Raw genomic sequence first — 12,165 nt, 5'->3', positions numbered from 1 at the left:
GAATGCGGGGTGGTCGTTCCCCACCTCGCATTTTTTGCGTCACTCAGCATGGGATTGGTTCGTCATCACTCAGTAGGGTTGCGTTCGCGCGCATTATGGAGTTTTTATGTCTATAGATTGGAACTGGGGCATTTTTCTGCAACAAGCCCCCTTCGGGAATACCACTTATCTTGGGTGGATTTGGAATGGATTTCAGGTCACCGTCGCACTGTCACTGTGTGCCTGGGTTATCGCTTTCTTTGTCGGCTCTCTGTTCGGTATCTTGCGTACCGTCCCTAACCGTTTCCTCTCGGGTATCGGTACTTGCTACGTTGAGCTGTTTCGTAACGTACCCCTGATCGTCCAATTCTTTACCTGGTATCTGGTGGTTCCTGAACTGCTGCCGGAAAGCATTGGCATGTGGTTTAAATCAGAACTTCCGCCAAACGTGCAGTTCTTCTCCTCATCGGTTATCTGCCTCGGGTTGTTCACCGCAGCGCGTGTCTGTGAGCAGGTTCGTGCCGCAATCCAGTCACTGCCTCGCGGCCAGCGTAACGCCGGTTTAGCGATGGGCCTGACCCTGCCGCAAACCTACCGCTACGTGCTGTTGCCGAATGCTTATCGCGTGATTGTTCCGCCAATGACCTCTGAAATGGTCAACCTGGTGAAGAACTCCGCGATCGCCTCCACCATTGGTCTGGTCGACATGGCAGCACAGGCCGGAAAACTGCTGGATTACTCTGCTCACGCCTATGAATCATTTACTGCCATTACTGTTGCCTACGTGCTCATCAATGCAGTGATCATGTTGCTGATGCATTTTGTAGAACGCAAAGTCCGCCTGCCGGGCAACATGGGAGGTAAATAATCATGCATGATTTCGACTGGAGTTCTATTGGCCCTGGCCTGCCCTATTTATGGCAAGGCATGCTGATCACGCTGGAAATCACCGCGATTGCTATCGTCGTGGGTATTCTCTGGGGCACGCTGTTGGCGGTAATGCGCCTATCATCATTCAAGCCCATCAGCTGGTTCGCCACGGCCTATGTGAATATTTTCCGGGCCATTCCATTGGTTATGGTGCTGCTGTGGTTCTATCTGATCGTGCCAAGTTTCCTGCAAAAAGTACTTGGCCTGTCACCAAAAACCGACATTCGTTTAATTTCAGCGATGGTGGCTTTCGCCCTGTTCGAAGCGGCCTATTATTCTGAAATTATTCGTGCCGGGATAATCAGTATTGCTCGCGGCCAATCCTCAGCCGCGCTGGCGCTGGGGATGACCCAATGGCAAGCCATGAAACTGGTTATTCTGCCGCAGGCGTTCCGTGCGATGGTGCCCCTGCTACTGACTCAGGCGATTGTTTTGTTCCAGGACACCTCGCTGGTGTACGTGCTTGGTCTGGCGGACTTCTTCCGCAGCGCCTCTAACATCGGCGACCGTGACGGCACACTCGTCGAAATGGTTCTGTTCGCCGGAGCTATCTATTTTGTTATCAGCCTTTCCGCTTCCTTGCTGGTGCGTTATTTGAAGAAAAGGACAGTTTCATGATTTCACTGAAGAATGTTTCTAAATGGTATGGTCACTTCCAGGTGCTGACCGACTGCAGCACCGAGGTTAAAAAAGGTGAAGTTGTGGTGGTTTGCGGTCCTTCGGGGTCAGGTAAGTCAACGCTTATCAAAACCGTGAATGGGCTTGAGCCGGTGCAGAAAGGTGACATTCTGGTTAACGGCACGCCGGTCAATGACAAGAAAACCAATCTGGCGCAGCTGCGTGCCAAAGTTGGCATGGTGTTCCAGCATTTTGAGCTGTTCCCTCACCTGTCTATTATCGACAACCTGACTCTGGCGCAGGTCAAAGTCTTGAAGCGTGATAAAGCCGCAGCAAAAGATAAAGGCCTGAAATTGCTGGATCGCGTCGGGTTATCGGCTCACGCCAATAAATTCCCCGGCCAGCTTTCTGGCGGCCAGCAGCAGCGCGTGGCTATCGCCCGTGCGCTGTGTATGGACCCGATTGCCATGCTGTTTGATGAGCCAACCTCGGCCCTTGATCCGGAAATGATCAACGAAGTGCTGGACGTCATGGTCGAACTGGCGAACGAAGGCATGACCATGATGGTGGTGACTCACGAAATGGGCTTTGCCCGCAAAGTGGCAAACCGCGTGATTTTCATGGATGAAGGCAAAATCGTTGAAGACCGCAATAAAGACGATTTCTTCAACAATCCAGAATCTGACCGCGCTCGTGACTTCTTAGCGAAGATCCTGCACTAATCCGCTCGGCTTTTCGCTATTAATGAACCGCCAGCCCGTGCTGGCGGTGTTTGTTTTACAGGCCAGAGATTAAGGCTCAAAGGCCTTGCGGGTAAACTCGGTGCCGTTGCATTTCGGGCATTTGCTTAACACTTCCGGGGTGTAAACCGCCAGCGTAAAGTGACAGTTTTCGCACACCAGATTGCCCAATCCGACCACTTCCCCACTGTGATACACCCCGTGGTGGTTGACGTCCTTAAACACCTCTTTCCATTCAAGCTGGGTTTTGTCGGTCATGTCCGCCAGCTCTTTCCACAGGCTCTCTTTAATGATGCGCATAAAGACGCTGTCTTCTTCCGTGTCTTCGACGGTGGCGGCCTGCCTATTTTCCGTATAGCTGCGGGCAAATTCGCGCAAATCGCGACGAACGGAGTAAGTTAATTGCTCAATTTGCAAATCCGTTAGCTTGCCTTCTCTTTGCAACGTTTCGCGAGCATCCTGAACCAAGGCATCCACATCCCTTTCGCCGTTTTGCAAACGCTCGGTTAATGAGCTGACCAACTGGCGATAATACTGTGCGACATTGTTCATAATTTCCCCTAAGTCAAAGCGACGTGAACGAACATTCAGTCATGAGCCATGGGACTTATTTTAGTCGTAAATCACTGATCCGGTACGGACAATATCCCGAGAAGCCTCGCACTTTGAGAATATTCCCTCTGCAACATGCAGAAATCCCCACTGACGACGCGCTTGGTGTTGTTGCCTCAGGCGCTTATCAGCTATGCTATGTGGATCTTTTGATTAAAACTATTTGAGCTACAGGCGTAGCTGTTTTCACTCACAGGACCACCGGCCGCCATGCAAGAGCAATACCGCCCAGAAGAAATAGAGTCACACGTTCAGCTTCACTGGCAAGAGAAGCAGACCTTTAAAGTTACCGAGCAGCCTGGCAAAGAGAAGTACTACTGTCTCTCCATGTTGCCATACCCGTCCGGCCGCCTACATATGGGCCACGTGCGTAACTACACCATCGGTGACGTGATCTCCCGCTACCAGCGTATGCTGGGTAAAAACGTTCTACAGCCAATCGGCTGGGACGCATTTGGGCTACCGGCGGAAGGCGCTGCGGTAAAAAACAATACTGCACCGGCTCCGTGGACCTACGAAAACATCGAATACATGAAGAACCAGCTTAAATTGCTGGGCTTCGGCTATGATTGGGATCGCGAACTGGCGACCTGCCAGCCTGACTACTACCGTTGGGAACAGTGGTTCTTCACCAAGCTGTATGAAAAAGGTTTGGTTTATAAGAAGACTTCTGCCGTTAACTGGTGCCCGCATGATCTGACCGTTTTAGCTAACGAACAGGTTATCGACGGCTGCTGCTGGCGCTGTGATACCAAGGTGGAACGCAAAGAAATTCCACAGTGGTTCATTAAAATCACTGCCTATGCCGATCAACTGCTTAACGATTTGGATACGCTGGAAAGCTGGCCTGAGCAGGTCAAAACCATGCAGCGTAACTGGATTGGCCGCTCTGAAGGCGTTGAAATCACCTTCGACGTCGAAAACAGTGAAGAGAAAGTCACCGTGTACACCACGCGCCCTGACACCTTCCTGGGCGCCACCTACGTTGCCGTTGCAGCAGGTCACCCCCTCTCTTTACAAGCTGCGGCAACTCAACCGGCCCTGGCTGATTTCATAGACGAATGCCGTAACACCAAAGTTGCCGAAGCAGAAATGGCGACCATGGAAAAACGCGGCATGAATACCGGCCTATTTGCTATTCACCCGCTGACGGGCAAGAAAGTGGCAATCTGGGTCGCTAACTTCGTCTTGATGGAATACGGCACCGGCGCAGTAATGGCGGTTCCAGGCCACGACCAGCGTGACTGGGAGTTCGCCACCAAATATAACCTGCCAATCGTTCCGGTCATTCTGAACGCTGACGGCACTGAGCCAGACGTGTCTGCCGCAGCGTTGACCGAAAAAGGCACCCTGTATAATTCTGGTGAATTTGACGGTCTGAGCCACGAAGCGGGCTTCAACGCCATCGCCGATAAGCTGGTTGCTTTAGGCGTGGGCGAGCGCAAAGTGAACTACCGCCTGCGTGACTGGGGTGTTTCACGCCAGCGCTACTGGGGTGCACCAATCCCAATGATCACGCTGGAAGATGGCACCGTGATCCCAACGCCAGAAGACCAACTGCCGGTTATCCTGCCGGAAGACGTGGTCATGGACGGCATCACCAGCCCAATCAAAGCTGATCCAGAGTGGGCCAAAACTACGGTCAACGGCGTGCCTGGCCTGCGTGAAACCGACACCTTCGACACCTTTATGGAGTCTTCCTGGTACTATGCGCGCTACACCTGCCCACAGTACGACCAAGGCATGCTGGACCCGGCGGCAGCTAACTATTGGCTGCCAGTGGACCAATATGTAGGTGGTATCGAACACGCCATCATGCACCTGATGTACTTCCGCTTCTTCCACAAACTGATGCGCGACGCGGGTCTGGTCAACTCTGACGAACCGGCTAAACGCCTGCTGTGCCAAGGCATGGTGCTGGCTGACGCCTTCTACTACACCGGCAACAGCGGCGAGCGCGTTTGGGTTTCTCCGGTAGATGCTACTGTTGAACGTGACGAGAAAGGCCGCATTGTTAAAGCCACTGACCCAGAAGGTCGCGAGCTGGTTTATGCTGGCATGAGCAAGATGTCCAAGTCTAAGAACAACGGCATCGACCCCCAGGTTATGGTTGAGAAATACGGTGCGGACACCGTTCGTCTGTTCATGATGTTTGCTTCTCCGGCAGAAATGACGCTGGAATGGCAAGAATCCGGCGTGGAAGGGGCAAACCGCTTCCTGAAACGTGTCTGGAAGCTGGCCTTCGAACACACGCAGAAAGGCGCTACCGTGGCTCTTGACGCGGCTTCGCTGACTGAAGCACAGAAAGATTTACGCCGCGACCTGCACAAAACTATCGCCAAAGTGACCGATGATATCGGCCGCCGTCAGACCTTCAACACCGCGATTGCTGCCGTGATGGAGCTGATGAACAAGCTTGGCCGTGCGCCGCAAGAAAGCGATCAAGACCGCGCCCTGCTACAAGAAGCGCTGCTGGCCGTGGTGCGTATGCTGTATCCATTCACTCCACACGTGTGCTTCAGCCTTTGGCAGACACTGGGCGGTGAGGGCGACGTTGATACTGCACCTTGGCCACAAGCTGATGAGCAGGCTATGGTTGAAGACTCTAAACTGGTGGTTGTGCAGGTTAACGGCAAAGTGCGTGGCAAAATTACCGTTGCTGCGGATGCTACCGAAGAGCAAGTACGCGAGCGTGCTGCACAAGAACATCTGGTCGCTAAATATCTGGATGGCGTGACTGTGCGTAAAGTCATCTACGTTCCAGGCAAACTGCTTAACCTGGTTGTAGGTTGAGTCAAGGAGGGGTTGTGCGACATCGTATACTAATGCTGTTATTGGGTACTGTAGTTCTGGTGACGTCGGGCTGTGGTTTTCATTTACGCGGTACCACTGACGTACCGGATGAGATGAAAACTATCACGCTCGACAGTGGGGACCCATATGGACCACTGGCGCGTGAGGTGCGTACACAGCTGCGTTTGAATAATGTCACCATTGTGGAAGATTCAAAGCGTAAAGATATTCCATCTCTGCGCCTACAGGGTGAGCTTGTCAATCAGGCAACGGCCTCCATCTTCCAGGACGGCCGTACTGCCGAGTACCAAATGCAGATGACGGTTAATGCGCAGGTGCTGTTGCCAGGTAAGGATCTCTATCCAATCCATGTCACCGTATTCCGTTCATTCTTCGACAACCCGTTGACCGCGTTGGCGAAGGATAACGAGCAGGACATCATTGTTAATGAAATGCGTACGCAGGCTTCCCAGCAGCTGATCCGCAAATTGTTGACGGTCCATGCTTCGGAAAAAGAGAAGCAGTCCGAGGCAGTGAAAGATGCAACGCCGGTGGTTATCACAACCCAATCTGCAGCAGAAGAAATGAAAAAGCAGGATGCGGAAAATGCAGCAGGTCGCGACATGTTTGCGCCTAAGCCGGTCAGTTCTTCGGCTCCATGATTCGACTCTATCCTGAACAACTTGCCGCGCAGCTCCGAGAGGGGCTGCGCGCTTGTTATTTATTATGTGGAAATGATCCCCTGCTGATCCAGGAAAGTCAGGACAGCATTCGCAAAGCGGCCCAAGCGGCAGCTTTCGAAGAACACTACACGTTTACCCTTGATGCCCATACCGAGTGGGATGCTATCTTCAGCATCTGTCAGGCATTAAGTCTGTTTGCTTCACGGCAAACCCTGCTGCTTATCTTGCCAGAGAACGGCCCACCTGCGCCGATGAGTGAGCAGTTAGTCAAACTCACTCAGCTGCTGCACGACGATATTCTGCTGGTGCTGCGCGGCACAAAGCTCACCAAAGCCCAAGAAAACAGCGCCTGGTTTAAAGCCCTGAGCGATCGCGGCGTCTTTGTTAGCTGCCAAACGCCTGAGCAGGCGCAGCTGCCTCGCTGGGTGGCAAAACGCGCCAAAGAGTTATCCCTTGAGCTTGATGAGCCAGCCAACCAGCTGCTTTGCTATTGCTACGAAGGGAATCTGTTGGCGCTGGCCCAGTCTCTTGAGCGCCTCTCCCTGCTCTACCCCGACGGCAAACTGACCCTGCTGCGAGTAGAAGAAGCGGTTTACGACGCCGCGCACTTCACCCCTTTCCATTGGCTGGATGCGCTGTTGGCCGGTAAAAGCAAACGCGCGTGGCACATCCTGCGCCAGCTTCAGCAAGAAGATAGCGAGCCGGTTATCCTGCTACGCACCTTGCAGCGTGAACTGCTGATGCTGCTGACGCTGAAAAGAAAGATGGACACCACGCCGCTGCGCGCCTTGTTCGACCAATATAAAGTGTGGCAAAACCGCCGCACCTTGGTGACGCAGGCCCTGCAAAGGCTCTCTTTGCGCCAGCTGCAGCAGGCGGTTCATTTGCTGACAAAAATGGAAATCACGCTAAAACAGGACTACGGTCAATCCATCTGGCCTGAACTTGAAAGCCTATCGATGCTGATCTGCGGCAAGCCATTACCAGAGAGCTTTATCGACCTCGGCCAGTGATCAATCAGGAAGCTATATTGATGACCCACGACACCTCGTCCCGCGATTCCCTATTGGCGCTGTTTGGCGGCACCTTTGATCCTATCCATTACGGCCATCTCAAGCCGGTTGAGCAATTGGCGAAAGAAGTTAATCTGGATCGCGTGGTGTTACTTCCCAACAATGTTCCGCCACATCGCCCGCAGCCAGAGGCTTCGGCCCTGCAGCGGCTAAAAATGGTTGAGCTGGCGGTGCAGGGAAATTCGCTGTTTTCGGTCGACGATCGTGAACTGAAAGTGGATACGCCCTCCTACAGCATCGTGACACTTGAAACGTTACGTAAAGAGTATGGCGCTGACCGCCCGCTGGCGTTTATTATCGGCCAGGATTCGCTGCTAACCCTGCATAAATGGCATCGCTGGGAAGATTTACTTGGAGTGTGTAATCTGCTGGTGATGGCAAGACCGGGTTACGCGGAACGTCTGGATACGCCTGAGCTGCAACGTTGGTATGACCAACACCACATCGAGGATGCGGCGAAACTCAAGCAACGCCCGCACGGATACATTTATCAGGCGAATACCCCACTGCTGGATATTTCAGCAACTGAAATTCGCCAGCGTCGGCACGAGGGCAAAAGTTTCGCAGATTTAGTGCCTGGCGCCGTTGAGCGCTATATTGAGTCAAATAGTCTTTACACTAAATGATTTGAGTCACAGTAAGGTGGGTTTATATCACCCGTGGGTAACGCGTGGTATACTGCGCCGCTTAATTTCGGCTTGCGGTATAGCTGTGGCGATAACGAACGTAATCATTTGATTCATCGTGCTTTTTCGGCATTAACTCCGTATTTCGACGTACACTCTTTTTTGAAAGCCCTCTCCTGCACGCAGCGTTTGCGCTCATGCAGCAGAAGGTTTTCATCAAGCTAACCCGTTTCAACATCCCCAGGGGGAACCTTTGCAAGGTAAAGCGCTCCAAGATTTTGTTATCGATAAAGTCGATGACCTGAAAGCACAAGACATCATTGCCATTGATGTTATCGGTAAATCCAGCATTACTGACTGCATGATCATCTGTACCGGCACTTCCAGCCGTCACGTGATGTCTATTGCAGGGCATCTGGTAGAAGAAGTGAAAGCCGCTGGCTTAGACGCCATGGGCGTTAAAGGCATCAATGAGGCGGATTGGGTTGTTGTCGACCTGGGTGAAGTGATTGTTCACGTCATGCAGGAAGAGAGCCGCCAGCTGTATGAGCTTGAGAAACTCTGGGCTTAATTCGTGAAACTGCAACTCGTCGCTGTCGGAACCAAAATGCCCGACTGGGTTCAGACCGGTTTTAACGATTATCTCAACCGTTTCCCAAAAGATATGCCTTTTGAACTGGTCGAAGTCCCGGCTGGGAAACGGGGCAAAAATGCAGATATCAAACGCATTCTTGAAAAAGAAGGCGAGCAGATGCTGGCTGCCGTCGGGAAAGGCAATCGTATTGTGACGCTGGATATTCCAGGTACGCCCTGGGAAACCCCAACGCTTGCCCAACAACTGGAGCGCTGGAAGCAGGATGGCCGCAACGTCAGCCTGTTGATTGGCGGCCCTGAAGGGCTAGCACCTGCGTGTAAAGCCGCAGCCGAGCAGAGCTGGTCGCTCTCTCCGTTGACCCTGCCCCACCCATTAGTTCGGGTGTTGGTAGCGGAAAGCCTTTATCGTGCATGGAGTATCACCACAAATCATCCATACCACCGGGAATAATCGGTTGGTGAATGTCAGCAACATGAATTAAGTAGTGGGATGAAAATAGATCGTAACCCTTTTCGCGACTATACGGCTGAATCAGCCCTCTTTGTGCGCCGTGCACTGGTGGCGTTCACAGGTATTCTGCTACTCAGCGGTGTGCTGGCATTCAATCTGTATAACTTACAGATTGTTCGTTTTCAGGATTACCAAACCCGCTCCAACGACAACCGTATCAAACTGGTTCCCATAGCGCCGAGCCGTGGCATCATTTATGACCGCAACGGCACGCCTCTGGCGCTGAACCGCACCATTTACCAGCTCGAACTGGTTCCGGAAAAAGTCGACAATCTCGCCACCATCCTCGAAGGCCTAAAGCCTATTGTCGATTTGACTCCCGAAGATATTGAAAACTTTCAAAAAGAGCGCAAACGTTCGCGCCGCTTCACCTCGATTCCGGTAAAAACCGCCCTGACCGAAGTTCAAGTGGCGCGCTTTGCCGTAAACCAATTCAATTTCCCCGGCGTTGAAGTCAAAGGCTATCAGCGCCGCTATTACCCTTATGGTTCGGCCCTCACCCACGTGATTGGCTATGTCTCGAAGATCAACGACCGTGACGTAGAGCGTCTGGATAAAGACGGCATTTTGGCTAACTACGCCGCCACGCACGACATTGGCAAGCTGGGCATCGAGCGTTATTACGAAGACACGCTGCATGGCAAAACGGGCTATGAAGAAGTCGAAGTAAACAACCGCGGGCGCGTTATTCGCCAGCTGCACGAAGAGCCGCCGCAGGCTGGTAAAGACATCTATCTGACCATAGATCTCGCCCTGCAAACCTATATTGAAGAGTTGCTGACCGGCAGCCGCTCCGCCGTGGTGGTGTCCGACCCGCGCGACGGCAGCATCCGCGCACTGGTTTCCAACCCGAGCTATGACCCTAACCTGTTCGTCGACGGTATCTCGAGCAAGGACTACAGCGGCCTGTTGAATGACCCGAACAAGCCGCTGATAAACCGCGCGACGCAGGGGGTTTACCCACCGGCGTCCACGGTGAAACCTTATATTGCCGTCTCGGCGCTGACCGCCGGAGTGATCACCAAGGCGACCTCGCTGTTTGACCCAGGCTGGTGGCAGCTTCCAGGCTCTGACAAACGCTATCGCGACTGGAAACACTGGGGCCACGGCCGCCTAAACGTCACTAAATCGCTGGAAGAGTCGGCGGATACCTTCTTCTACCAAGTGGCTTACGACATGGGCATAGACCGCCTGTCGGAGTGGATGGGCAAATTCGGCTATGGCCAGTATTCCGGTATCGACTTGTCCGAAGAGCGCAACGGCAACATGCCGAGCCGCGACTGGAAATTCAAACGCTTTAAAAAACCTTGGTATCAGGGTGACACCATTCCGGTCGGCATCGGCCAAGGCTACTGGACGGCCACGCCAATCCAGATAATGAAAGCCATGACCACGCTCATCAATGACGGAACGGTGAAAACCCCGCACTTGCTGCTAAGCACCAAAGTCGACGGCAAGCTGGTTCCCTACCAGCAGCAGGAAACCACGCAGATTGGTGATGTGCATTCAGGCTATTGGGAAATCGCCAAAGACGGGATGTACGGCGTGGCTAACCGCCCGAACGGCACCGCGCGTAAGAGCTTCGCCGACGCGCCTTATAAAGCCGCCGCCAAATCCGGTACAGCACAAGTTTACGGTTTGAAAGCCAATGAAATCTATAATGCGAATAAGATATCCGAACATCTTCGCGACCATAAATTAATGACCGCCTTTGCGCCATTCAATAACCCGACGGTAGCCGTAGCGGTGATCCTTGAAAACGGTGGCGCCGGTCCGGCCGTGGGTACCATTACCCGCCAGATACTCGACCATATTTTGTTGGGCGATAATACGACACAATTACCGGCTGAAGCGCCAGCTCCGCCGGGAATCGAAGGTGATTAACCGAACATGACTGAAAACCAACAAAAAGGGTCGCTGTGGTCGAAAATGCATATCGACCTCACCCTGCTGCTGATTGTGCTTGCCCTGCTGGCCTATAGCGCCTTCGTGATGTGGAGCGCCAGCGGCCAGGATATCGGCATGATGGAGCGCAAAATTGGTCAGATTGTGATGGGGCTTATCATCATGCTGGTCATGGCGCAGATCCCGCCACGCGTCTATGAAAGCTGGGCGCCCTATCTCTATATTGTCTGCGTGCTGTTGCTAGTGCTGGTGGATGCCTTCGGCACTATCAGTAAAGGGGCGCAGCGCTGGCTTGATCTCGGGGTGGTTCGCTTCCAGCCGTCGGAATTGGCGAAAATCGCCGTGCCGCTGATGGTAGCGCGCTTTATCAACCGCGATGTCTGCCCGCCGTCATTGAAGAATACCGCCATCGCGCTGGCGCTGATTTTCATTCCCACCCTGCTGGTTGCCGCGCAGCCTGACCTCGGGACGTCTATTCTTATCGCCGCCTCTGGCCTGTTTGTCCTGTTCTTATCGGGCATGAGTTGGAAGCTTATCGCCGTCGCCGCCCTGCTGGTTGCCGCCTTCATCCCTATCCTGTGGTTCTTCCTGATGCATGATTACCAGCGTGACCGCGTGATGATGCTGCTGGACCCTGAGAGCGACCCACTGGGCGCGGGCTACCACATTATTCAGTCGAAAATCGCCATTGGTTCTGGCGGCCTTTCCGGCAAAGGCTGGCTGCACGGCACCCAGTCACAGCTCGAATTCCTGCCCGAACGCCATACCGACTTTATCTTTGCCGTATTGGCCGAAGAGCTAGGACTGGTGGGGGTTTTGGTGCTGCTCGCGCTCTATCTATGCTTGATTATGCGCGGGCTGGTGATTGCGGCTCGCGCGCAAACCACATTTGGACGAGTGATGTCCGGTGGGCTGATGTTAATTTTATTCGTTTATGTGTTCGTTAACATCGGCATGGTCAGTGGTATTGTCCCAGTGGTTGGGGTACCTTTGCCACTGGTCAGCTATGGTGGCTCAGCGCTCATCGTGCTGATGGCAGGGTTTGGTATCGTCATGTCGATACATACTCATCGAAAAATGTTATCAAAAAACTTATAAGAG

Annotated in this window: 12 protein-coding genes; 11 read left to right on the top strand and 1 reads right to left on the bottom strand. The window is 53.1% G+C overall.

Annotated elements, in window-relative coordinates:
- Positions 1 to 106: 106 nt before the first annotated feature.
- From SBO83_RS01145 to SBO83_RS01135, 3 genes are read left to right on the top strand one after another with little or no spacing between them, the layout of a single operon-like run.
- A complete protein-coding gene (locus tag SBO83_RS01145; RefSeq protein ID WP_353501336.1) occupies positions 107 to 847 on the top strand; it encodes an amino acid ABC transporter permease in 741 nt (246 codons plus the stop codon).
- 2 nt (positions 848 to 849) lie between these two features.
- A complete protein-coding gene (gene gltK / locus SBO83_RS01140; RefSeq protein WP_353501335.1) occupies positions 850 to 1,527 on the top strand; it encodes a glutamate/aspartate ABC transporter permease GltK in 678 nt (225 codons plus the stop codon).
- A complete protein-coding gene (locus SBO83_RS01135) occupies positions 1,524 to 2,249 on the top strand; it encodes an amino acid ABC transporter ATP-binding protein (protein WP_353501334.1) in 726 nt (241 codons plus the stop codon). Before gltK ends, SBO83_RS01135 begins: the two co-directional genes overlap by 4 nt.
- A gap of 69 nt (positions 2,250 to 2,318) precedes the next feature.
- On the opposite strand, the gene SBO83_RS01130 is transcribed toward SBO83_RS01135, so the two are convergent.
- A complete protein-coding gene (locus SBO83_RS01130; RefSeq protein WP_236942800.1) occupies positions 2,319 to 2,822 on the bottom strand; it encodes a zinc ribbon-containing protein in 504 nt (167 codons plus the stop codon).
- Positions 2,823 to 3,089: 267 nt separating this feature from the next.
- On the opposite strand from SBO83_RS01130, the gene leuS reads away from it, so the two are divergent.
- The 8 genes from leuS (at position 3,090) to mrdB (ending at position 12,162) form a co-directional block, all read left to right on the top strand.
- Entirely contained in the window at positions 3,090 to 5,672 is a 2,583-nt protein-coding gene (leuS, locus tag SBO83_RS01125; RefSeq protein WP_396130193.1) for a leucine--tRNA ligase, read from the top strand.
- 14 nt (positions 5,673 to 5,686) lie between these two features.
- Complete coding sequence (gene lptE / locus SBO83_RS01120) at positions 5,687 to 6,334, top strand: LPS assembly lipoprotein LptE (protein ID WP_396130192.1); 648 nt, start codon at positions 5,687 to 5,689, stop codon at positions 6,332 to 6,334.
- Positions 6,331 to 7,368, top strand: coding sequence for a DNA polymerase III subunit delta (gene holA, locus SBO83_RS01115; RefSeq protein WP_396130191.1), 1,038 nt, complete (start codon positions 6,331 to 6,333; stop codon positions 7,366 to 7,368). Before lptE ends, holA begins: the two co-directional genes overlap by 4 nt.
- Before the next feature lie 20 nt (positions 7,369 to 7,388).
- Positions 7,389 to 8,054 carry a nicotinate-nucleotide adenylyltransferase gene (nadD, locus tag SBO83_RS01110; protein WP_396130190.1) on the top strand — a complete coding sequence of 222 codons (666 nt, stop codon included), beginning with the start codon at positions 7,389 to 7,391 and terminating at the stop codon, positions 8,052 to 8,054.
- A 253-nt stretch (positions 8,055 to 8,307) separates the two neighbouring features.
- Positions 8,308 to 8,625 carry a ribosome silencing factor gene (gene rsfS, locus SBO83_RS01105; RefSeq protein ID WP_100937776.1) on the top strand — a complete coding sequence of 106 codons (318 nt, stop codon included), beginning with the start codon at positions 8,308 to 8,310 and terminating at the stop codon, positions 8,623 to 8,625.
- Between the two features lie 3 nt (positions 8,626 to 8,628).
- Positions 8,629 to 9,099, top strand: coding sequence for a 23S rRNA (pseudouridine(1915)-N(3))-methyltransferase RlmH (gene rlmH, locus SBO83_RS01100; RefSeq protein WP_034788360.1), 471 nt, complete (start codon positions 8,629 to 8,631; stop codon positions 9,097 to 9,099).
- A gap of 39 nt (positions 9,100 to 9,138) precedes the next feature.
- On the top strand, positions 9,139 to 11,043 hold the full coding sequence (gene mrdA, locus SBO83_RS01095) for a peptidoglycan DD-transpeptidase MrdA (RefSeq protein ID WP_396130189.1): 1,905 nt from the start codon (positions 9,139 to 9,141) through the stop codon (positions 11,041 to 11,043).
- A 6-nt stretch (positions 11,044 to 11,049) separates the two neighbouring features.
- Complete coding sequence (gene mrdB, locus SBO83_RS01090) at positions 11,050 to 12,162, top strand: peptidoglycan glycosyltransferase MrdB (RefSeq protein ID WP_034788358.1); 1,113 nt, start codon at positions 11,050 to 11,052, stop codon at positions 12,160 to 12,162.
- Positions 12,163 to 12,165: the final 3 nt, after the last annotated feature.

It is taken from the genome of Ewingella allii (assembly GCF_044430645.1).
Classification (GTDB): Bacteria; Pseudomonadota; Gammaproteobacteria; order Enterobacterales; family Enterobacteriaceae; genus Ewingella; species Ewingella allii.
Note: the sequence above shows the minus strand (reverse complement) of the source record. Positions and strands in the feature narration are given on the sequence as shown.

What these genes read in the sequence shown, in the direction of transcription:
- SBO83_RS01145 (WP_353501336.1), top strand. Translation starts at nt 107, where the DNA reads ATGTCTATAGATTGGAACTGGGGCATTTTTCTGCAACAAGCCCCCTTC.
- gltK (WP_353501335.1), top strand. Translation starts at nt 850, where the DNA reads ATGCATGATTTCGACTGGAGTTCTATTGGCCCTGGCCTGCCCTATTTA.
- SBO83_RS01135 (WP_353501334.1), top strand. Translation starts at nt 1,524, where the DNA reads ATGATTTCACTGAAGAATGTTTCTAAATGGTATGGTCACTTCCAGGTG.
- leuS (WP_396130193.1), top strand. Translation starts at nt 3,090, where the DNA reads ATGCAAGAGCAATACCGCCCAGAAGAAATAGAGTCACACGTTCAGCTT.
- holA (WP_396130191.1), top strand. Translation starts at nt 6,331, where the DNA reads ATGATTCGACTCTATCCTGAACAACTTGCCGCGCAGCTCCGAGAGGGG.
- nadD (WP_396130190.1), top strand. Translation starts at nt 7,389, where the DNA reads ATGACCCACGACACCTCGTCCCGCGATTCCCTATTGGCGCTGTTTGGC.
- mrdA (WP_396130189.1), top strand. Translation starts at nt 9,139, where the DNA reads ATGAAAATAGATCGTAACCCTTTTCGCGACTATACGGCTGAATCAGCC.
- mrdB (WP_034788358.1), top strand. Translation starts at nt 11,050, where the DNA reads ATGACTGAAAACCAACAAAAAGGGTCGCTGTGGTCGAAAATGCATATC.